The following is a 20084-nucleotide window of genomic DNA, read 5'->3' as shown; positions in this document are numbered from 1 at the left end:
CCGTCCGGGGGAACGAAGACAGGGCCGATCGGTCACTCGGCACGCTAAGGATTCAGAACCGGGGTGGCGGGAAGCACACGGCCCGGGTGCACCCCATCTCACTCGGATGGCCGAATGAGTGAGGGGTGCCCCGGGCCGATAGCCGTAAGCAGCCAGCCGTGAAACGTGGGGCTAGAGCTTCGTCCAGGCCTCCGCGAGAACGCTGCGCAGAATGCCCTCGATCTCGTCGAAGGTCTCCTGCGTGGAGATCAGCGGGGGCGCGAGCTGCACGACCGGGTCGCCACGGTCGTCGGCGCGGCAGTACAGGCCGGCGTCGTAGAGCGCCTTCGAGAGGAAGCCGTAGAGCACACGCTCGGTCTCCTCGTCGGTGAACGTCTCCTTGGTGGTCTTGTCCTTCACCAGCTCGATGCCGTAGAAGAAGCCGTTTCCGCGGACGTCGCCGACGATCGGCAGGTCGTGCAGCTTCTGCAGCGTGGAGAGGAACGCGCCCTCGTTGTCGAGGACGTGCTGGTTGAGGCCTTCCTTCTCGAAGATGTCGAGGTTGGCCAGGCCCACCGCCGCGGAGACCGGGTGGCCGCCGAAGGTGTAGCCGTGCAGGAAGGTGTTGTCGCCCTTGTAGAACGGCTCGGCGAGGCGGTCGGAGATGATGCATGCGCCGATCGGGGAGTAGCCCGAGGTCATGCCCTTGGCACAGGTGATCATGTCCGGCACGTAGTCGAACTTGTCGCAGGCGAACATCGTGCCGAGGCGGCCGAAGGCACAGATGACCTCGTCCGAGACGAGCAGCACGTCGTACTGGTCGCAGATCTCGCGGACTCGCTGGAAGTACCCGGGCGGCGGCGGGAAGCAGCCGCCGGCGTTCTGCACCGGCTCCAGGAACACGGCCGCGACCGTGTCCGCGCCCTCGAAGAGGATCTGCTGCTCGATCTGGTCGGCGGCCCAGCGGCCGAAGGCCTCGGGGTCGTCGCCGTGGATCGGAGCGCGGTAGATGTTGGTGTTCGGCACCTTGTGCGCGCCGGGGACCAGCGGCTCGAAGGGGGCCTTGAGGGCGGGGAGGCCGGTGATGGACAGGGCACCCTGCGGGGTGCCGTGGTAGGCGACCGCACGCGAGATGACCTTGTACTTGGTCGGCTTGCCCTTGAGCTTGAAGTACTGCTTGGCCAGCTTCCAGGCGGTCTCGACCGCCTCACCGCCACCGGTGGTGAAGAAGACCTTGTTCAGGTCGCCCGGGGCGTGCTGCGCCAGCCGCTCGGCCAGCTCGACGGCCTTGGGGTGGGCGTAGGACCATACGGGGAAGAAGGCGAGCTCCTGAGCCTGCTTGTACGCGGTCTCGGCGAGCTCGTGACGGCCGTGGCCGGCGTTGACCACGAACAGGCCGGAGAGGCCATCGAGGTAGCGCTTGCCCTTGTCGTCGTAGATATAGGTGCCCTCGCCACGCACGATGGTGGGCACGGGTGCGTTCTCGTACGACGACATCCGGGTGAAGTGCATCCACAGGTGGTCGTACGCGGTCTTGGAGAGGTCCTTGCTCACGGCTATCGGGTTCCCCACATATAGGTCTGCTTCTTGAGCTTGAGGTAGACGAAGCTCTCGGTGGAGCGCACGCCGGGGAGCGCACGGATCCGCTTGTTGATCACTTCGAGCATGTGGTCGTCGTCCTCGCAGACGATCTCCACCATGAGGTCGAAGGAGCCCGCGGTCATGACCACGTACTCGCACTCGGCCATGGCGGTAAGCGCGTCGGCCACCGGGTCGAGGTCTCCCTCCACCTTGATGCCGACCATCGCCTGGCGTCGCAGGCCCACGGTGAGTGGGTCGGTGACGGCGACGATCTGCATCACGCCCTGATCGAGCAGCTTTTGGACGCGCTGGCGTACGGCAGCTTCGGAGAGGCCGACGGCCTTGCCGATAGCGGCGTACGGGCGGCGCCCGTCTTCTTGGAGCTGTTCGATGATCGCGAGGGAGACGGCGTCGATCGTCGGGGACGATCCGCTGCCGTTCCTGGAGTCTGCGTTACGACTGGCCACGGGCTCACTTTGCACTGCGACTCGTCTGTGCCGCAACCCCTGAGCGATGAAATTCGTTGTCCTGGGGGTCAATTCTCACTGAATCCGAAGTTGTGGAGGGTCGGGGCTGTCGAAAGCGTTACCCAAGAGATTAGGGTGGGTGTCTCACCCATCGGACATCTGACAGGAGGGGTGGCAACAGTGACCACCGAGCTGCGTCGTCTGCGCAACTACATCAACGGGGAGTTCCGGGACGCCGCCGACGGGCGGACCATCGAGGTCGTCAATCCGGCCACGGGTGAGGTGTACGCTACGTCGCCGCTCTCCGGACAGGCCGATGTCGATGCCGCGATGGACGCTGCCGCGGCCGCCTTCCCCGCCTGGCGCGACACCACGCCGGCCGAGCGCCAGAAGGTGCTGCTGAAGATCGCGGACGCCTTCGAGGAGCGGGCCGAGGACCTGATCGCCGCCGAGTCGGAGAACACGGGCAAGCCGCTGGGCCTGACCCGCAGCGAAGAGATCCCGCCGATGGTGGACCAGATCCGCTTCTTCGCGGGCGCGGCGCGGATGCTGGAGGGCCGCTCGGCCGGCGAGTACATGGAGGGTATGACCTCCATCGTCCGACGCGAGCCGGTCGGCGTCTGCGCGCAGGTCGCGCCGTGGAACTACCCGATGATGATGGCCGTCTGGAAGTTCGCGCCCGCGCTGGCGGCGGGCAACACGGTCGTCATCAAGCCCTCGGACACCACCCCCGCCTCGACCGTGCTGATCGCCGAGATCATCGGCGCGATCGTGCCGAAGGGTGTCTTCAACGTCCTGTGCGGCGACCGGGACACCGGCCGCGCGATGGTCGAGCACCCGATTCCGGCGATGGCGTCGATCACCGGTTCCGTACGGGCGGGCATGCAGGTCGCCGAGTCGGCGGCCAAGGACGTCAAGCGCGTACACCTGGAGCTGGGCGGCAAGGCGCCGGTCGTCGTCTTCGAGGACACGGACATCCCCAAGGCCGTCGAGGACATCGCGGTGGCGGGCTACTTCAACGCGGGCCAGGACTGTACGGCCGCGACCCGCGTGCTCGTGCACGAGTCGATCCACGACGAGTTCGTCGCGGCGCTGGCCAAGGCGGCGGCGGACACGAAGACGGGCGCGCCGGACGACGAGGACGTGCTCTACGGCCCGCTCAACAACGTCAACCAGCTCAAGCAGGTCAGCGGCTTCATCGAGCGGCTCCCGGCACACGCCAAGGTCGAGGCCGGTGGCCACCAGGTCGGCGAGAAGGGCTACTTCTACGCCGCGACCGTCGTCTCCGGCCTCAAGCAGGACGACGAGATCATCCAGAAGGAGGTCTTCGGCCCGGTCATCACCGTTCAGTCCTTCCGGGACGAGGCGCAGGCTCTGGAGTGGGCGAACGGCGTCGAGTACGCCCTTGCCTCGTCCGTGTGGACCAAGGACCACGCGCGCGCGATGCGCATGTCCAAGAACCTCGACTTCGGCTGTGTGTGGATCAACACGCACATTCCGCTGGTCGCGGAGATGCCGCACGGTGGCTTCAAGAAGTCCGGTTACGGCAAGGACCTTTCGTCGTACGGCTTCGACGACTACACGCGCATCAAGCACGTCATGACGTCGCTCGACGCGTAAGCCTTGTTGACGGGGCGCGGGGACTGTTTCCCGCGCCCCGTTGTCATGCCGTCTGCGCCAGGGGCGTGCGGTGCAACGCCATCAGCAGGCGCCAGATCTGAGCCGCCATCAGCTCCGGTGTCGCCTCGATCGCCCCGTGCAGCCAGTCCGCCAGGACGCCCGCGAAGGCCGCCGCCACCGCCGAGGCGATCAGGGGCGCGGACGGGGCTCCGGCCAGCTCGCGCTCCCTGCGGCTGCGCTCGCGCAGTTCGCGGTGGAGCAGATCGCCCAGGGGGCCGCTGCCGCCCTCGTGGAGCAGCGTGCGGTAGAGCGCGGCGTGCGGGGCCAGGTCCCTGAAGAAGCCCGTCAGCGCCGGCGGGGGAGCGGCCGGATCCGGGGTGCCCCGCCAGGCGTGGAGGGCGTCCACCGCGTCCCGTACGACCTCGGCGCAGGCGTCGACCGCCAGGGCGTCGAGGTCCGGGTAGTGCAGGTAGAACGTGGCCCGGCCCAGGCCCGCCCGCCGGACCAGCGCCGCGACGCTGACCTCCGCCAGCGGACGCTCGGCGCACTCCGCCAGCAGGGCCTCGCGCAGCCTGGCCCGGGTGCGTTCGGCGCGCGGGTCTCCCGCGGGGACGCTCATCCCGCCACCAGCACGGCCGCCAGCGCGATCGCGCCGGGCAGCGCCTGCGCAAGAAGGATGCGCCGGTTCGCGGTGAAGCCGCCGTACAGGCCCGCGACGAGCACACAGCTGAGGAAGAAGACCTGGACGCGGTGTCCCGTCGGGTCGGCGGCTATCAGGCCCCAGATCAGGCCCGCGGCGAGGAAGCCGTTGTAGAGCCCCTGGTTCGCGGCGAGCGGGGCGGTCGCGCGGGCCATTTCCGCGTCGAAGCCGGACAGCTCGCGGCCGGGCCTGCGCTCCCAGAGGAACATCTCCAGAACCAGGATGTAGATGTGCAGCGCGGCCACCAGGCCGACCAGGACGTTTGCCGTTGTGTTCATCGCGTATCCTCAGTTCTTGGACATGTGTCCAGTAAGTATAGACACATGTCCATGATCAGCGGGGTGGCCCCCTCATTTTTGAACGCGTTCACAACGGGCGTACGCTGCGGTCATGAGCGAGCGAGCCCTGTTGCGGCGCATACGCGTGTGGTTGATCGTCTTCATCGTCTGCCTGGTACTGAGCGGGCTGACGGCCTTCCCTCTGGTGCACGAACTGCACTGGCTGGAAGACCTGTTGAACTCGCTGGGGACCGGCGGCCGGTTCCCGGCGCTGATGGAGTGGATCGAGCGGGTACGGGCCGGGCTGGACGCCACCGACGCGAAGTACCCCTTCGTGCTGTACGGAACGGACTGGCTCGCCTTCGCCCACCTCGTGATCGCGGTCGCCTTCTACGGCCCGTACCGCGATCCCGTACGGAACATCTGGGTCGTCGAGTTCGGGATGATCGCCTGCGCCGGGATCATCCCGCTCGCCCTGATCTGCGGACCGATCCGCGGCATCCCCGTCTGGTGGTCGGTCGTCGACATCTCGTTCGGGGTGTTCGGAGTGATCCCGCTGTACGTCCTGCGCCGGAAGATCAAGCAGCTGGAGGCCTTGACGGGACAGGCGGCCGGTCCCGAACCGGCCGCCGTCGCGGCCTAGTTCAGGCCTGGATCTTGCGGTCCACCGCGCCGAACTGGGCCACCAGGGAGTTCGGCCGTGGGGTGACAACACCGTGCAGCGCGTCGACGCGGTTGGTGGTGATCGAGTCGACGCCGTACCGGGCCAGCCGTCGCATGCTGCGCCTGGTGTCCGCCACCCAGGCCGAGACCAGCATGCCGTCCTGGTGGATACGGTCCGTCAGTTCCTGGCCGAGCAGGCTGAACCGGTAGTTGAGCCAGCGCGGCCCCACGGCTGCCAGCAGCGCGGGCCGCGGCGGGGCCAGCGACGTCCATGTCATCGCGATCTCGGCCGACGGGTCGGCCGCGCGCACCGCGAGCATGGTGACCGGGCCCGCGCAGTAGTACACCCGCTCGCCCGCGCCGCACGCGTGGACCGTGCCCACCACGGTCCGCACCGACTCCGTCGAGGCGCCGGGCAGATCGATCATCACGCGGTGCGATCCAAGGGCGTTCAGAGCCTCGCTCAGCGTGGGCACCCCGCCGCCGGTGAGCTCGTGCACCTCGTCCAGGGTCAGTGCGGCGAGGGGCCGGTCGTGGCCCCACAGCCGTTTCAGCGAGTCGTCGTGCAGCAGCACCGGCACGTCGTCACGGGTGAGGCGTACGTCGATCTCCACGGCGTCCGCGCCCTGTTCGAGCGCGGAGCGAAGCGAGGGAAGGGTGTTCTCACGGACGCGGTACGGATCGCCGCGATGGCCGACAACACTGACTCTGCGCATGGGCCCCATTGTCGGGTTCGCTCAGCGCGCGAGCCAGGCGGCGGTGTACGCGTCGATCTCGGCCGCGATCCGCGCCTTGCCCGCCGGGTCGAGGAAGGACGCCTCCACGGCGTTCTTGGCGAGGCCCGCAAGTCCGCGCTCGTCCAGCTCCAGAAGCCGGGCGGCGACCGCGTACTCGTTGTTCAGGTCGCTGCCGAACATCGGCGGGTCGTCGCTGTTGATCGTCACCAGCACACCGGCGGCGACCATCTCCTTGATGGGGTGCTGGTCGAGGTCGGCGACGGCGCGGGTGGCGATGTTCGAGGTCGGGCAGACCTCCAGCGCGATCCGGTTCTGTGCCAGGTGGGCGAGCAGCTTCGGGTCCTGCGTCGCGCTGGTGCCGTGACCGATGCGCTCGGCGCGCAGGTCGTTCAGCGCGTCCCAGATGGTCCCCGGTCCCGTCGTCTCCCCGGCGTGCGGCACGGAGTGCAGTCCCGCCGCGATCGCACGGTCGAAGTACGGCTTGAACTGCGGCCGCGGCACACCGATCTCCGGGCCGCCGAGTCCGAAGGAGACCAGGCCCTCGGGGCGCAGGTCCACAGCGAGTCGTGCGGTCTCCTCGGCCGCTTCGAGCCCGGCCTCGCCGGGGATGTCGAAGCACCAGCGCAGTACGACACCGACCTCGGCCTCGGCAGCCCGGCGGGCGTCCTCGATCGCCGCCATGAAGGCCTTCTCGTCGATGCCGCGGCTGGTCGAGCTGAAGGGCGTGATGGTCAGCTCGGCGTAGCGGATGTTCTGGCGGGCCATGTCACGGGCCACCTCGAAGGTCAGCAGCCGTACGTCCTCGGGGGTGCGGATCAGGTCCACGACCGAGAGATAGACCTCGATGAAGTGCGCGAAGTCGGTGAACGTGAAGTAGTCCGCGAGCGCCTCGGGGTCGGTGGGGACCTTCGAGTCGGGGTGGCGGGCGGCCAGTTCGGCCACGATGCGCGGCGAAGCCGAGCCGACGTGGTGCACATGCAGTTCGGCCTTGGGGAGCCCCGCGATGAAGGGGTGCAGATCGGTCATCGGGGTCCTCCGTGTTCAATGCGCCGCCCGGGTCAGGGATCATCGTAGGGGGCCCGGCCGAGGACAGGGTGAGGGGCCGTAGCATGACGGCGGACCACGATGGGGGAGAACCATGTCAGACAAGCAGGCTCAGCCGACGGGCGGGTCCGAGCCCCGCGACCGCGATCCGTGGGCTCCGCCACAGAGCGGTGCGGCACAGGACAGGGTGCCGCTGGACAAGCCCGCCGCGCAGCGCCCGCCGACGTCGCCGGTGCACGACCAGCCGACCGTCACGTCGATGCCGGGGGCCGGTCCGGTTCCCGACGCGGGTGCGGTGCCGCCGCCCCCGATAGCCCCCGGCGGACCTGCCCAGCCAGCCGCGGGTCCCTACGGCTACCCCGCAGCTCCGAGCCTCCCGCAGCCCGGCGTCGGCGCCGGTGATCCGTACGGCGGCTACCCCGGATACCCGGGCTACCAGAGCTACAGCCAGCCGGGCTGGCAGGCCCAGCCGGCGAACGGCATGGGCATTACCGCGATGGTGCTCGGCATTCTGTCCATCTGCCTGTTCTGTCTGTACGGAGTCGTGTCGATCGTCCTCGGCGTGCTCGGCCTGATCTTCGGCATCCTGGGCCGCAAGCGCGCCCAGCGGGGCGAGGCGACCAACGGCGGCATGGCGCTCGCGGGCATCATCACCGGCTCCATCGGCATCGTGCTCGGCCTGGTCGTCGTGGGCCTGATGATCTGGGGTATCACCAAGGCGGTCAACGACGAGCGGAACAGGGAAGACCGCTACGACGACTACTCGAACACGCTCGTGCTCGAGGACGTGGCCCGCTAGGGCCCCCGTCCGCCCGAAGCTGCCGGGGCGGAGCCCCTGTCACCCTGTCACCCGCGCTTCCGCAGCTCCTCCCGCGCCTCCATCAGCGCGAACCCCAGCAGATTGAGCCCGCGCCAGCGCGCGGGATCCTGCGCCCGCTCGTCGTCCGAGGCCAGCCCGATGCCCCACACCCGGTCGAGCGGGCTGGCCTCCACGAGCACTCTGTCCCCCGTGCCCAGCAGATAGTCGCGCAGCTCGGCATGCTGTCCGAACTTGTGCACACTGCCCGAGCGCACGATCGCGAACCGCTCGCGCTCCCATATCGCGTCGTCGAAACCACGCACCAGCCGCCCGGCCCGCTTGGCCGCGCCAGGGCTGGTCGCCGTGAGCGCCAGCCGCTCGGCCTCCGCGTCACCGAAGAGCCGCGCCTTGCCCGCCATCATCCAGTGCTCAGTCGTGGCGTACCGCACGCCGTCGACCACGAACGGTGACGGCCACCACTGGCTGAGACAGCTCGGGCCGATGCTCCCGTCCCGGCGCGGCGCGTGCCCCCAGAAGTGCAGAAACTTCACTTGCTTGTCGCTGCTGACCTGCTGGATCAGCTCTTCCATCCCCATGCACGCGAGTCTGGCATCCAGCACTGACACTCCGTACGCCTTTAGTCGCCATGACCCGACACATGGTCGACCGATTCCGTCGCGTAACCAAAAGGCAACAACGGAATCCCTTGTTGGAGACGGGTTGCTCTGTCAGGATCGGCACTCAATTCGAGCTGGAACAACGGAGAGCTTCATGAGCAACCGCTTCCAGGCGCGGGACCGCTACGCCGACGGCGCGCAGTACATCGGCGGGCGGCTGCGGCCCGGCACTTCAGGACGTACGCAGGACATCGTCGACCCGGCCACCGGGGAGACGGTCCACAGCTACGAGCTGGCGGCCACCGCCGATGTCGACGCGGCCGTCGCCGCTGCCCGCGACGCCTTCCCCGGCTGGGCGGGCGCCACCCCGGGCGAGCGCTCCGACGCCCTGCACCGCTTCGCCTCCGTCCTCGCGGAGCAGTCCGCCGACTTCGCGTACGCCGAGTCCCTCCAGTGCGGCAAGCCGATCCGGCTCACCACCGAGTTCGACGTCCCGGGCACCGTCGACAACACGTCCTTCTTCGCGGGCGCCGCGCGCCATCTCCAGGGGCAGTCGGCCGGTGAGTACAGCGGTGACCACACCTCGTACGTACGCCGGGAGCCGATCGGAGTCGTCGGCTCCATCGCTCCCTGGAACTACCCGCTCCAGATGGCCGCCTGGAAGGTCCTCCCGGCCATCGCCGCGGGCAACACCATCGTCCTCAAGCCCGCCGAGATCACCCCGCTGACCTCGCTGATGTTCGCCGAGGCCGCCAAGGCGGCCGGGATCCCCGACGGCGTGGTCAACATCGTCAACGGCGCGGGCAAGGAGGCGGGTGAGCATCTCGTCGGGCACCCCGATGTCGCCATGACCTCCTTCACCGGTTCCACCCCCGTCGGCAAGCGCGTAGCCGAGATCGCCACCGCCACCGTCAAGCGCCTGCATCTGGAACTCGGCGGCAAGGCTCCCTTCGTGGTCTTCGACGACGCCGACCTGGAGGCCGCGATCCACGGCGCCGTCGCCGGCTCGCTGATCAACTCCGGCCAGGACTGCACGGCCGCCACCCGCGCCTATGTGCAACGGCCGCTGTACGACGCCTTCGTCAGCGGTGTCGCCGACCTGATGGCGGGCGTGCGCCTCGGTGACCCCCTCGACCCCGCCACCGACCTCGGCCCGCTCGTCTCGCACCTCCAGCGCGACCGCGTCGCGGGCTTCGTCGACCGGGCTCGCGCCTACGCCACGGTCGTCACCGGCGGCGAAGCCCCGGGCGGTGACCTGGAGAAGGGCGCCTACTACCGGCCCACCCTCGTCGCCGGGGCCGCCCAGGACAGTGAGATCGTCCAGTCCGAGATCTTCGGTCCGGTCCTCGTCGTCCTCCCCTTCGACTCCGACGACGAAGGCATCGCGCTGGCCAACGACACCCCCTACGGCCTCGCCGCCTCCGCCTGGAGCCGCGACGTGTTCCGCGCGAACCGCGCCACCCGCGAGATCAAGGCGGGGTGCGTCTGGGTCAACGACCACATTCCGATCATCAGCGAGATGCCTCATGGCGGATACAAGGCCTCTGGCTTCGGAAAGGACATGTCGGCGTACTCCTTCGAGGAGTACACGCAGGTCAAGCACGTGATGTACGACAACACCGCGGTAGCCAGGAAGGACTGGCACCGCACCATCTTCGGGGACCGATAGCCAGCCCAGCGCCGCTCGACCGGCGGCACCATCCCGAAAGGGCACAGCGCATGGATCAGCACGAGCCGGACGTCCTGTCCGCAGCCCAACTGGCGGCGATGCGACGCAGCATCACCAGCGGCCGGGGCGCCCTCACCCGCCGTTCGATGCTGCGCGCCGGCGGTATAGGCGCGCTCACCGTCGGCGGCCTCGCCTCTCTCAGCGCCTGCGGCATCCCGCCCGCGAAGCGCGAGGGAGAGGGAGCGGTCTCGGACGACCACTCCACTGCGGAGAAGCGGATCAGCTTCTCCAACTGGACCGAGTACATGGACGTCAGCGAGGACGAGAAGCACCGTCCCACGCTGGAACAGTTCACCAAGCGGACCGGGATCAAGGTCAAGTACACCGAGGACATCAACGACAACGTCGAGTTCTTCGGAAAGATCCAGCCGCAGCTCGCCGCCGGCCAGGACACCGGCCGCGACCTGATATGCGTCACCGACTGGCTGGCCGCGCGGATGATCCGGCTGGGCTGGGTGCAGAAGCTCGACGCCTCGCTGCTGCCGCACGCGTACGCCAATCTCTCCCCGCAGTTCCGCAGCCCCGACTGGGACCCGGGCCGCGCCTACTCCTACCCGTGGACCGGCATTTCGACCGTCATCGCCTACAACGTCAAAGCGACCGGCGGCAAGAAGGTCGACTCCGTCACGCAGCTCCTCGACGACCCCACGCTCAAGGGCCGGGTCGGCTTCCTCACCGAGATGCGTGACTCGGTCGGCATGACCCTGCTCGACATGGGCAAAGACCCGGCCAAGGTCAACGACGCCGACTACGACGCGGCGATCGGCCGGCTCCAGAAGGGCGTCGACAAGAAGCAGATCCGGCGCTTCACGGGCAACGACTACACCTCGGACCTGGACAAGGGCGATATCGCCGCCTGTCTCGCCTGGGCCGGTGACCTCATTCAGCTCCAGGTCGACAACCCCGACATCAAGTTCTCGATCCCGGCGGCCGGTTACATGACGTCCTCCGACAATCTGCTGGTCCCGGCCAACGCCAGGCACCAGCAGAACGCCACCCGGCTGATCGACTACTACTACGAGCTCCCCGTCGCCGCCCAGCTCGCCGCGTACATCAACTACGTGTGCCCGGTCGAGGGCGTCGCCGCCGAACTCACCAAGATCGACAAGTCGCTTGCCGAGAACACGCTGATCCTCCCGGACAAGGCCATGGCCGCCAAGTCCCACGCCTTCCGCTCGCTCAGCAGCGCGGAGGAGAAGGCGTACGAAGAGAAGTTCGCCAAGCTCATCGGCGCCTGATCTGCCCCCCCTGCTCCCCTCGACACCACTGGGACCGCGACCCATGACTGAAAAGACAGAGGGCGGCGACGTCCGCCTCTCCGGGATCAGCAAGACCTTCGGCAGCTTCACAGCCGTCCAACCGCTCGATCTGACCATCCCGCAGGGCTCGTTCTTCGCCCTGCTCGGCGCTTCCGGCTGCGGAAAGACCACCACCCTGCGGATGATCGCCGGCCTTGAGGACCCGAGCACCGGAACGGTGTTCCTCGGCGACAAGGACGTCACCGGCCTGCCGCCGTACAAGCGCCCCGTCAACACCGTCTTCCAGAGCTATGCGCTCTTCCCGCACCTCGACATCTACGAGAACGTCGCCTTCGGACTGCGCAGGCGCGGCATCAAGTCGGTGAAGAAGCAGGTCGGCGACATGCTCGACCTCGTCGAGCTCGGCGACTTCGCCAAGCGCAAGCCGCACCAGCTCTCCGGCGGCCAGCAGCAGCGCGTCGCCGTGGCCCGCGCGCTCATCAACCACCCCCAGGTGCTGCTCCTCGACGAGCCCCTCGGCGCCCTCGACCTCAAGCTGCGCCGCCAGATGCAGCTGGAGCTCAAGCGCATCCAGACCGAGGTCGGCATCACCTTCGTGCATGTCACCCACGACCAGGAGGAGGCCATGACCATGGCCGACACGGTCGCGGTCATGAACGGCGGACGGGTCGAGCAGCTCGGCGCGCCCGCCGAGCTCTACGAGAACCCGCAGACCACCTTTGTCGCCAACTTCCTGGGCACCTCCAACCTCATCGAGGCCGAGGTCGCGTCCAACGGCGGAGGCGAGGTCATCGTCACGGCCGCCGACGCCAAGCTGCGGCTGCCCGCCCAGCGCTGCGCCACCCAGCCCCACACCGGCGGGAAGCTGCTGGTCGGCGTGCGCCCCGAGAAGATATCGCTGGCGCACGCGGACGACGCGGGCACGATCAGCGACGGCCGCAACCGGTTCACCGGCACGATCGCCGACTCCAGCTTCATCGGTGTCTCCACGCAGTTCGTCATCGACAGCCCGGTCTGTCCGGAGCTTGAGGTGTACGTACAGAACATCGAGCGGGACCCGCGCCTGGTGCCCGGCGCCGAGGTCGTCCTGCACTGGAACCCGGAGCACACCTTCGGTCTCGACGCCGCCCAGGACATCGACGCCGGTGTGGAGACGGTGGTGGAGGCGCCATGACCGTCACCGAGGCACCGCCCGCCTCGCCCACCGTCGAGCCGGTCGTCCACAAACAGTCCGTACGCCGCAAGCTGGTCCCGTACTGGCTGCTGCTGCCCGGCATACTCTGGCTGATCGTCTTCTTCGCGCTGCCGCTGGTCTACCAGGCCTCGACATCCGTGCAGACGGGCTCCCTCGAAGGGGGCTTCAAGGTCACCTGGCACTTCCAGACCTACTGGGACGCGCTGACCGAGTACTACCCGCAGTTCCTGCGCTCGGTGCTCTACGCCGGCACGGCCACGATCCTGTGTCTGCTGCTCGGCTACCCGCTCGCGTATCTGATCGCGTTCAAGGCGGGCCGCTGGCGCAACCTTCTGCTGGTGCTGGTCATCGCACCGTTCTTCACCAGCTTCCTGATCCGCACGCTCGCCTGGAAGACGATCCTCGCGGACGGCGGCCCGGTGGTGAACGTGCTGGACAGCGTCGGCTTCCTGGACGTCACCGGCTGGCTCGGCATGACCGAGGGCAACCGGCTGCTCGCCACCCCGCTGGCGGTGGTCTGCGGTCTGACGTACAACTTCCTGCCGTTCATGATCCTGCCGCTCTACACCTCGCTGGAGCGGATCGACCCGCGGCTCCACGAGGCGGCGGGGGACCTGTACGCGAAGGGGTCCACGACCTTCCGCAAGGTGACCTTCCCGCTGTCCATGCCCGGTGTCGTCTCCGGCACCCTGCTGACCTTCATCCCGGCCAGCGGTGACTACGTGAACGCCGAACTGCTCGGCTCCACCGACACCAAGATGGTCGGCAATGTCATCCAGTCGCAGTTCCTGAGGGTGCTCGACTACCCGACCGCGGCCGCGCTGTCGTTCATTCTCATGGCGGTCGTGCTGATCATGGTCACCGTCTACATCCGCCGGGCCGGAACGGAGGACCTGGTCTGATGCGCTGGATACGGAACAACCTTGTGGTCATCGCGGGGCTCATCACGCTCGCGTACCTGATCCTTCCGAACATCGTCGTGATGGTGTTCTCGTTCAACAAGCCCGCCGGGCGGTTCAACTACTCCTGGCAGGAGTTCTCCACCGACGCCTGGAAGGACCCGTGCGGAGTCGCCGACATGTGCGGCTCGCTCTCGCTGTCCCTCCAGATCGCGCTGTGGGCCACCATCGGCGCGACCGTCCTCGGCTCGATGATCGCCTTCGCGCTGGTCCGCTACCGCTTCCGGGCGCGTGGCGCGGTCAACTCGCTGATCTTCCTGCCGATGGCGATGCCCGAGGTCGTCATGGCCGCGTCCCTGCTCACGCTCTTCCTCAACCTGGGCGCGGAGCTGGGCTTCTGGACCATCCTCATCGCGCACACCATGTTCTGCCTCAGCTTCGTGGTGGTCGCGGTCAAGGCGCGTGTGCTGTCGATGGACCCGCGCCTCGAGGAGGCCGCGCGGGACCTGTACGCGGGACCTGTGCAGACCTTCGTACGGGTCACGCTGCCGATCGCCGCTCCCGGCATCGCGGCGGGCGCGATGCTCGCGTTCGCACTCTCGTTCGACGACTTCATCATCACCAACTTCAACTCGGGCAACACCGTCACCTTCCCCATGTTCGTGTGGGGCTCGGCCCAGCGCGGCACGCCCGTCCAGATCAATGTCATCGGTACAGCGATGTTCGCCATCGCCGTGCTGATCGTGGCCGGTGGCCAGATCATCAGCGGTCGGCGGAAGAAAAGCGCCTTGTCCAAGTAGCTCCGAAGGAGTGGAAACCATGGCCCCAGCTGCCATGACCTTTGCCTCATCACTCTCCGACGCCCAGCCCGTCTCCTATTGGCTGGACGACCCCGCGAAGCCCGGCGCACTGCCGGCCCTGACCGGCGACGAGCACTGCGACCTTCTGGTCGTCGGCGGCGGATACAGCGGACTGTGGACCGCGCTGCTCGCCAAGGAGCGCGACCCCGGGCGGAACGTCGTACTGATCGAGGGGCGCGAGGTGGGCTGGGCCGCCTCGGGCCGCAACGGCGGCTTCTGCGCCGCGTCGCTCACCCACGGCCTGGGCAACGGACTCGCCCGCTGGCCCGGGGACATGGCGAAGCTGGAGGAGCTCGGCGGCCGCAATCTCGACGCCATCGAGGCGGCGGTCGCCACGTACTCCATCGACTGCGACTTCGAGCGCACCGGTGAGATCGACGTCGCCACCGAGCCCCACCAGGTGGAAGAGCTCCGGGAGATGTACGAGGAGGCGACACAGCTCGGCTTCACCGGGCTCGAACTCCTCGACCAGGACGCGGTACGGGCCGAGGTGAACTCCCCGACCTTCCTCGGCGGCCTGTGGGACCGGCGTGGTGTCGCGATGCTGCATCCGGCCAAGCTCGCCTGGGGTCTCAAGCAGGCCTGCCTGGACCTCGGCGTACGGATCTACGAGAACACCAGAGGGCAGCAACTGGCCGCATCCGGCACGGGGATGGCGGTCCGCACCCCCTACGGCCGGGTCTTCGCACGCCAGGTCGCGCTCGGCACGAACGTCTTCCCGTCCCTGGTCAAGCGGGTGCGCGCGTACACCGTCCCGGTCTACGACTACGCCCTGATGACCGAACCGCTCAGCCCGGAGCAGCTCGCCGCGATCGGCTGGAAGCGCCGCCAGGGGCTGGGCGACAGCGCGAACCAGTTCCACTATTTCCGGATCACCGCCGACCACCGCATTCTGTGGGGCGGCTACGACGCGATCTATCCGTACGGCGGCAGGGTCAGCGCCGAGATGGACCACCGGCCCGAGACCTATCTGAAGCTCGCAGACCACTTCTTCCGCTGCTTCCCGCAGCTGGAGGGGCTGCGCTTCAGCCATGCCTGGGGCGGCGCCATCGACACCTGTTCGCGCTTCTCTGCCTTCTTCGGAACCGCGCACGGCGGCAAGGTCGCCTACGCGGCCGGGTACACGGGTCTGGGCGTCGGCGCGACCCGCTTCGGCGCGGACGTCATGCTCGATCTGCTCTCCGGGCAGCAGACCGAGCGCACGGAGCTGGAGATGGTGCGCAGCAAGCCGCTGCCGTTCCCGCCGGAGCCCGTCGCCTGGGCCGGTATCGGTCTCACCAAATGGGCGCTGGCCAGGGCGGACGCCAATGGCGGCCGCCGCAATGTGTGGCTGAAGGCGATGGACAGGCTCGGCCTCGGCTTCGACAGCTGAAGCGATCGCACGTTTTCGCCACGCCCCGGGCATGGGGGAGTGAGGGGAGCCGGGCGCTGCCAGAGGTCTTGACAACGTTGATTGGTCTGGACCATGTTGAGCGCGCTCCCACTCAATCCCCCCATGCCCGGAGGCAGTTGTGGACCGCACCAGACTTCCGGCCGCCCTCTCGGCGGCCGCCCTCGCCATCAGCGGACTCGTTGCCACGGCGGCCTCGGCCGGGGCGGCCGACACCGAACTCGCCCGCAACGGCGGCTTCGAGGCAGGTCTCGACGGCTGGAGCTGTACGGCGGGCAGCGGCGTCGTCGTCAATTCACCGGTCCACGGCGGCAGTTCGGCACTCAAGGCCACACCCGCGGGCAGCGACAACGCCAAGTGCAGCCAGACCCTCACCGTCAAGCCCAACTCCGACTACACGCTCAGCGGCTGGGTCCAGGGCAGCTATGTCTATCTCGGCGCCTCCGGCACCGGCACGAGTGACGTCTCCACCTGGACGGCGTCGGCGCCGAGCTGGCAGAAGCTCTCGACGACCTTCCGCACCGGCGCCTCGACCACCTCGGTGACCATCTACACCCACGGCTGGTACGGCACCCCCGCCTATGGCGCCGACGACCTCTCCCTGCTCGGCCCGGGCGGCGACCCGGTCCAGACACCTGCCGCCCCCACCGGCCTGACCGCCGGATCCCCCGGCTCCACCTCGGTCCCGCTGAGCTGGTCCCCGGTCTCCGGCGCCGCCGGCTACAACGTCTACCGCGGCGGCACCAAGGTCCTTTCCGTCAGCGGGACTTCGGCCACCGTCACCGGCCTCGCCCCCTCCACCTCGTACAGCTTCCAGGTCACCGCGACGAACAGCGCGGGAGAATCCCCGAAGTCCGCCGCCGTCAGCGCGACGACCACCAGCGGTGGCAACCCGGGCACAGGCCTTCCGGCCCATGCCCTTGTCGGCTATCTCCACGCCAGCTTCGCCAACGGCTCCGGCTACACACGCATGGCGGACGTGCCCGACTCCTGGGACGTCATCAACCTCGCCTTCGGTGAACCGACCTCCGTCACATCGGGCGACATCCGCTTCAGCCTCTGCCCGGCCTCCGAGTGCCCGAACGTCGAGTCCCTCGCCGACTTCAAGGCCGCCATCAAGGCCAAGCAGGCCGCGGGCAAGAAGGTCCTGATCTCCATCGGCGGCGCCAACGGCCAGGTGCAGCTCAGCACCACGGCCGCCCGCGACACCTTCGTCTCCTCGGTCTCGAAGATCATCGACGAGTACGGACTCGACGGCCTGGACATCGACTTCGAGGGCCACTCGCTGTCGCTCAACACCGGCGACACGGACTTCCGCTCCCCGACCTCGCCGGTGATCGTCAATCTGATCTCGGCGGTCAAGACCCTCAAGGCGAAGTACGGCTCCGGCTTCGTGCTCACCATGGCTCCGGAGACCTTCTTCGTACAGCTGGGCTACCAGTACTACGGCTCGGGCCCCTGGGGCGGCCAGGACCCGAGGGCGGGCGCCTACCTTCCGGTCATCCACGCCCTGCGCGACGACCTCACGCTGCTGCACGTCCAGGACTACAACTCGGGCTCGATCATGGGCCTGGACAACCAGTACCACTCGATGGGCGGCGCGGACTTCCACATCGCCATGACCGACATGCTGCTGACCGGCTTCCCGGTCGCCGGCGACACCACCAAAATCTTCCCGGCCCTGCGCCCCGAGCAGGTGGCGATCGGACTGCCCGCCTCCACGCAGGCGGGCAACGGCCACACCGTGCCGGCCGAGGTGAACAAGGCGCTGGACTGCCTGACGAAGAAGGTGAGTTGCGGCTCGTACCAGACCCACGGCAGCCGGCCGTCCCTGCGCGGGCTGATGACCTGGTCGGTCAACTGGGACCGCTACAACCAGTGGGAGTTCTCGAAGAACTTCGACGCCTACCCATGGAGCTGATCAGCAGCAGCGCCCCGCCGAGGCAGTAACTCGCCAGCACATCGAGGGGCCAGTGGTAGCCGCGCAACAGCAGGCCGATGCCCGTCGCCACCGTCAGCAGTATGGCGACGGGCATCAGTCGCACCGATACGAGCAGCGCAGCGCCGCAGTACGCGACCATCGCGGTCGCCGTGTGGCCGGACGGGTAGAAGCCGACCGCCTCGGTGAGCGGGCCCTGACGGTCGATCAGCGCCTTCAGCGGAGCGACGAGCGCGGGAACGGCGGCCATGGTGAGCGCGGCGTACAGGGCGTCGATCCCGCGGCGCTGCCGAAGGGCGTACCCGATCGCCACGGCCAGGACCGGAAGGGCGATCTGCATGCTGCCGAGGTCTGCGAGCCGGTCGGCCGGCGCCTGGGGGCCGTGGCCGACGATCCTGAGTTCGAGCCGTTCGTCCAGGGACCGCAGTGGCCCGTTGGCGGCCACCTGCCAGGTGATCAGAGTGAAGAGAGCGACGCACAGCGTCAGAAGCGTCGGAAGCGCCGGAAAAAGAGAAGCCGGCCGCCTCGGAACAGGGGGGGTGGTTCCGAGCCGGCCGGCCGGACCGGTGTGCCGCGCGCCCCGGGGGGTTTGGGGCGGGCGGCCATCCGATCGGTGAGGAGTTCCGGAGCCAGAGGCTCCAGTGGTGTGCGCGAGGGCACGACCAGGTCGAGGCTGGGGAGGCTCCGCCCTGGAGTCGCCCGCAGTCCCCTGCGAGCGGGGTGTTTCTCTCATCTGCAGAAACCGTACGGCAGGCGCAGGGGGACCGACAGGCGGATCTCCATCCCGCCATCGGCCCCCCACAGAGTCTTCACAGGCCCCGACCGTTACCGTCGGTCAGCCCCCCGTCACACGCCGGTGAAGGCCTGCTCGATGATGTCCAGACCCTCATTGAGCAGGTCGTCGCCGATCACCAGCGGGGGCAGGAAGCGCAGCACATTGCCGTACGTGCCACAGGTGAGGACGAGCAGACCCTCGGCGTGGCAGGCCTTGGCGAGCGCGGCGGTCGCCTCCGGGTTCGGCTCCTTGGTGTCCCGGTCCTTGACCAGCTCGATCGCGATCATCGCGCCGCGGCCGCGGATGTCACCGATGATGTCGAACTTCTCGGCCATCGCGACGAGGCGGCCCTTCATGACCTGCTCGATGTGCTTGGCCCTGCCGTTGAGGTCGAGCTCCTTCATGGTCTCGATGGCGCCGAGGGCACCGGCGCAGGCGACCGGGTTGCCGCCGTACGTACCACCGAGGCCGCCCGCGTGGGGGGCGTCCATGATCTCGGCGCGACCCGTCACGGCGGCGAGCGGCAGACCGCCCGCGATGCCCTTGGCCGTGGTGATCAGGTCGGGGACGATGCCCTCGTCCTCACAGGCGAACCACTGGCCGGTGCGGCAGAAGCCGGACTGGATCTCGTCCGCGACGAAGACGATTCCGTTGTCCTTCGCGAACTGCGCGATCGCGGGCAGGAAGCCCTTGGCCGGCTCGATGAAGCCGCCCTCGCCGAGGACCGGCTCGATGATGATCGCGGCGACGTTGTCGGCGCCGATTTGCTTGTTGATCATGTCGATGGCCTGGGCGGACGCCTCGGCACCGGCGTTCTCGGCACCCGTCGGCCAGCGGTAGCCGTACGCCACGGGCACGCGGTAGACCTCGGGCGCGAACGGCCCGAAGCCCTGCTTGTACGGCATGTTCTTGGCGGTGAGCGCCATCGTGAGGTTCGTGCGGCCGTGGTAGCCGTGGTCGAAGACGACGACCGCCTGGCGCTTGGTGTAGGCGCGGGCGATCTTGACGGCGTTCTCGACGGCCTCGGCGCCGGAGTTGAACAGCGCGGACTTCTTCGCGTGGTCACCCGGGGTCAGCTCGGCGAGCGCCTCGGCGACCTCCACGTACCCCTCGTAGGGCGTGACCATGAAACAGGTGTGGGTGAAGTCCGCGAGCTGCGCGGAGGCACGGCGTACGACGGCCTCGGCGGAGGCGCCGACCGAGGTCACGGCGATGCCGGAACCGAAGTCGATGAGGCGGTTGCCGTCCACGTCCTCGATGACACCGCCGCCGGCGCGGGCGGTGAAGACGGGCAGCACGGACCCCACACCGCCGGCGACCGCGGCGGTACGGCGGGCCTGCAGCTCGATCGACTTCGGCCCGGGAATGGCGGTGACGACGCGGCGCTCCTGCGGGATTGCGGTCATGAGGGGCTCCTGGGGGTGCTTTGGACGCTACGTGTTCTCTTTCTCCGCAGGCTAGGCGTGGGGGAGGGGGGCGGGCATGCGCCGTTCGGGAGTGTTGGGGGTGTGTCGTTGTCCGCGCCGGACATAGGCGGAGTCCGCCCCGGACCC

General features: G+C 68.5%; 19 protein-coding genes. 10 read left to right on the top strand and 9 right to left on the bottom strand.

Annotated elements, in window-relative coordinates:
* Positions 1-171: 171 nt before the first annotated feature.
* Together OHA61_RS09930 and OHA61_RS09925 are read right to left on the bottom strand one after the other, a co-directional pair.
* On the bottom strand, positions 172-1551 hold the full coding sequence (locus tag OHA61_RS09930) for an aspartate aminotransferase family protein (RefSeq protein ID WP_406302781.1): 1380 nt from the start codon (positions 1549-1551) through the stop codon (positions 172-174).
* Complete coding sequence (locus tag OHA61_RS09925) at positions 1536-2042, bottom strand: Lrp/AsnC family transcriptional regulator (protein WP_324981522.1); 507 nt, start codon at positions 2040-2042, stop codon at positions 1536-1538. The genes OHA61_RS09930 and OHA61_RS09925 overlap by 16 nt, the downstream gene beginning before the upstream one ends.
* Positions 2043-2207: 165 nt before the next feature.
* On the opposite strand from OHA61_RS09925, the gene OHA61_RS09920 reads away from it, so the two are divergent.
* On the top strand, positions 2208-3647 hold the full coding sequence (locus OHA61_RS09920) for a gamma-aminobutyraldehyde dehydrogenase (RefSeq protein WP_406307309.1): 1440 nt from the start codon (positions 2208-2210) through the stop codon (positions 3645-3647).
* 43 nt (positions 3648-3690) lie between these two features.
* On the opposite strand, the gene OHA61_RS09915 is transcribed toward OHA61_RS09920, so the two are convergent.
* Both OHA61_RS09915 and OHA61_RS09910 read right to left on the bottom strand, forming a co-directional pair.
* Complete coding sequence (locus tag OHA61_RS09915) at positions 3691-4266, bottom strand: TetR/AcrR family transcriptional regulator (RefSeq protein ID WP_406302779.1); 576 nt, start codon at positions 4264-4266, stop codon at positions 3691-3693.
* Positions 4263-4625: a DUF1304 domain-containing protein gene (locus tag OHA61_RS09910; RefSeq protein ID WP_389372061.1), complete on the bottom strand. Its 363-nt coding sequence runs from the start codon at positions 4623-4625 to the stop codon at positions 4263-4265. Before OHA61_RS09910 ends, OHA61_RS09915 begins: the two co-directional genes overlap by 4 nt.
* 112 nt (positions 4626-4737) lie before the next feature.
* Between OHA61_RS09910 and OHA61_RS09905 the strand changes: the two genes are divergently transcribed.
* The gene (locus tag OHA61_RS09905) at positions 4738-5268 is read left to right on the top strand and encodes a hypothetical protein (RefSeq protein WP_406302776.1); all 531 of its coding nucleotides are present in this window, start codon (positions 4738-4740) and stop codon (positions 5266-5268) included.
* Position 5269: 1 nt separating this feature from the next.
* On the opposite strand, the gene OHA61_RS09900 is transcribed toward OHA61_RS09905, so the two are convergent.
* Positions 5270-6004: a glycerophosphodiester phosphodiesterase gene (locus tag OHA61_RS09900; RefSeq protein ID WP_406302774.1), complete on the bottom strand. Its 735-nt coding sequence runs from the start codon at positions 6002-6004 to the stop codon at positions 5270-5272.
* Between the two features lie 21 nt (positions 6005-6025).
* Positions 6026-7051, bottom strand: a complete 1026-nt coding sequence (locus tag OHA61_RS09895; protein ID WP_406302773.1) for an adenosine deaminase — start codon at positions 7049-7051, stop codon at positions 6026-6028.
* Between the two features lie 112 nt (positions 7052-7163).
* On the opposite strand from OHA61_RS09895, the gene OHA61_RS09890 reads away from it, so the two are divergent.
* Complete coding sequence (locus OHA61_RS09890) at positions 7164-7868, top strand: DUF4190 domain-containing protein (RefSeq protein ID WP_406302771.1); 705 nt, start codon at positions 7164-7166, stop codon at positions 7866-7868.
* Between the two features lie 47 nt (positions 7869-7915).
* Here OHA61_RS09890 and OHA61_RS09885 read toward each other — a convergent pair whose 3' ends face one another.
* Entirely contained in the window at positions 7916-8464 is a 549-nt protein-coding gene (locus OHA61_RS09885) for an NADAR family protein (protein ID WP_406302769.1), read from the bottom strand.
* Positions 8465-8639: 175 nt separating this feature from the next.
* Here OHA61_RS09885 and OHA61_RS09880 point away from each other — a divergent pair, with 175 nt between their 5' ends.
* The 7 genes from OHA61_RS09880 (at position 8640) to OHA61_RS09850 (ending at position 17738) form a co-directional block, all read left to right on the top strand.
* Positions 8640-10154 carry a gamma-aminobutyraldehyde dehydrogenase gene (locus OHA61_RS09880; protein ID WP_324981549.1) on the top strand — a complete coding sequence of 505 codons (1515 nt, stop codon included), beginning with the start codon at positions 8640-8642 and terminating at the stop codon, positions 10152-10154.
* 50 nt (positions 10155-10204) lie between these two features.
* Complete coding sequence (locus OHA61_RS09875; RefSeq protein ID WP_324981552.1) at positions 10205-11452, top strand: spermidine/putrescine ABC transporter substrate-binding protein; 1248 nt, start codon at positions 10205-10207, stop codon at positions 11450-11452.
* A 43-nt stretch (positions 11453-11495) separates the two neighbouring features.
* Positions 11496-12647 carry an ABC transporter ATP-binding protein gene (locus OHA61_RS09870; RefSeq protein ID WP_406302766.1) on the top strand — a complete coding sequence of 384 codons (1152 nt, stop codon included), beginning with the start codon at positions 11496-11498 and terminating at the stop codon, positions 12645-12647.
* The gene (locus tag OHA61_RS09865) at positions 12644-13570 is read left to right on the top strand and encodes an ABC transporter permease (protein ID WP_324981558.1); all 927 of its coding nucleotides are present in this window, start codon (positions 12644-12646) and stop codon (positions 13568-13570) included. Before OHA61_RS09870 ends, OHA61_RS09865 begins: the two co-directional genes overlap by 4 nt.
* The gene (locus OHA61_RS09860; RefSeq protein WP_361903371.1) at positions 13570-14367 is read left to right on the top strand and encodes an ABC transporter permease; all 798 of its coding nucleotides are present in this window, start codon (positions 13570-13572) and stop codon (positions 14365-14367) included. Before OHA61_RS09865 ends, OHA61_RS09860 begins: the two co-directional genes overlap by 1 nt.
* Before the next feature lie 19 nt (positions 14368-14386).
* A complete protein-coding gene (locus OHA61_RS09855; RefSeq protein ID WP_406302763.1) occupies positions 14387-15799 on the top strand; it encodes an NAD(P)/FAD-dependent oxidoreductase in 1413 nt (470 codons plus the stop codon).
* 139 nt (positions 15800-15938) lie between these two features.
* Positions 15939-17738 carry a chitinase gene (locus OHA61_RS09850; RefSeq protein ID WP_406302761.1) on the top strand — a complete coding sequence of 600 codons (1800 nt, stop codon included), beginning with the start codon at positions 15939-15941 and terminating at the stop codon, positions 17736-17738.
* Here OHA61_RS09850 and OHA61_RS09845 read toward each other — a convergent pair.
* Both OHA61_RS09845 and gabT read right to left on the bottom strand, forming a co-directional pair.
* Positions 17674-18489 carry a phosphatase PAP2 family protein gene (locus OHA61_RS09845; protein ID WP_406302759.1) on the bottom strand — a complete coding sequence of 272 codons (816 nt, stop codon included), beginning with the start codon at positions 18487-18489 and terminating at the stop codon, positions 17674-17676. The genes OHA61_RS09850 and OHA61_RS09845 overlap by 65 nt on opposite strands.
* A gap of 113 nt (positions 18490-18602) precedes the next feature.
* Positions 18603-19937 (bottom strand): 4-aminobutyrate--2-oxoglutarate transaminase, encoded by a 1335-nt coding sequence (gabT, locus tag OHA61_RS09840; protein WP_406302757.1) that lies wholly within the window; start codon positions 19935-19937, stop codon positions 18603-18605.
* Positions 19938-20084 lie beyond the last annotated feature (147 nt).

Source organism: Streptomyces sp. NBC_00885 (assembly GCF_045207475.1).
Lineage (GTDB): Bacteria > Actinomycetota > Actinomycetes > Streptomycetales > Streptomycetaceae > Streptomyces.
The sequence above is the reverse complement of the archived record's forward strand: the minus strand, read 5'-3'. Positions and strand labels throughout refer to the sequence as shown.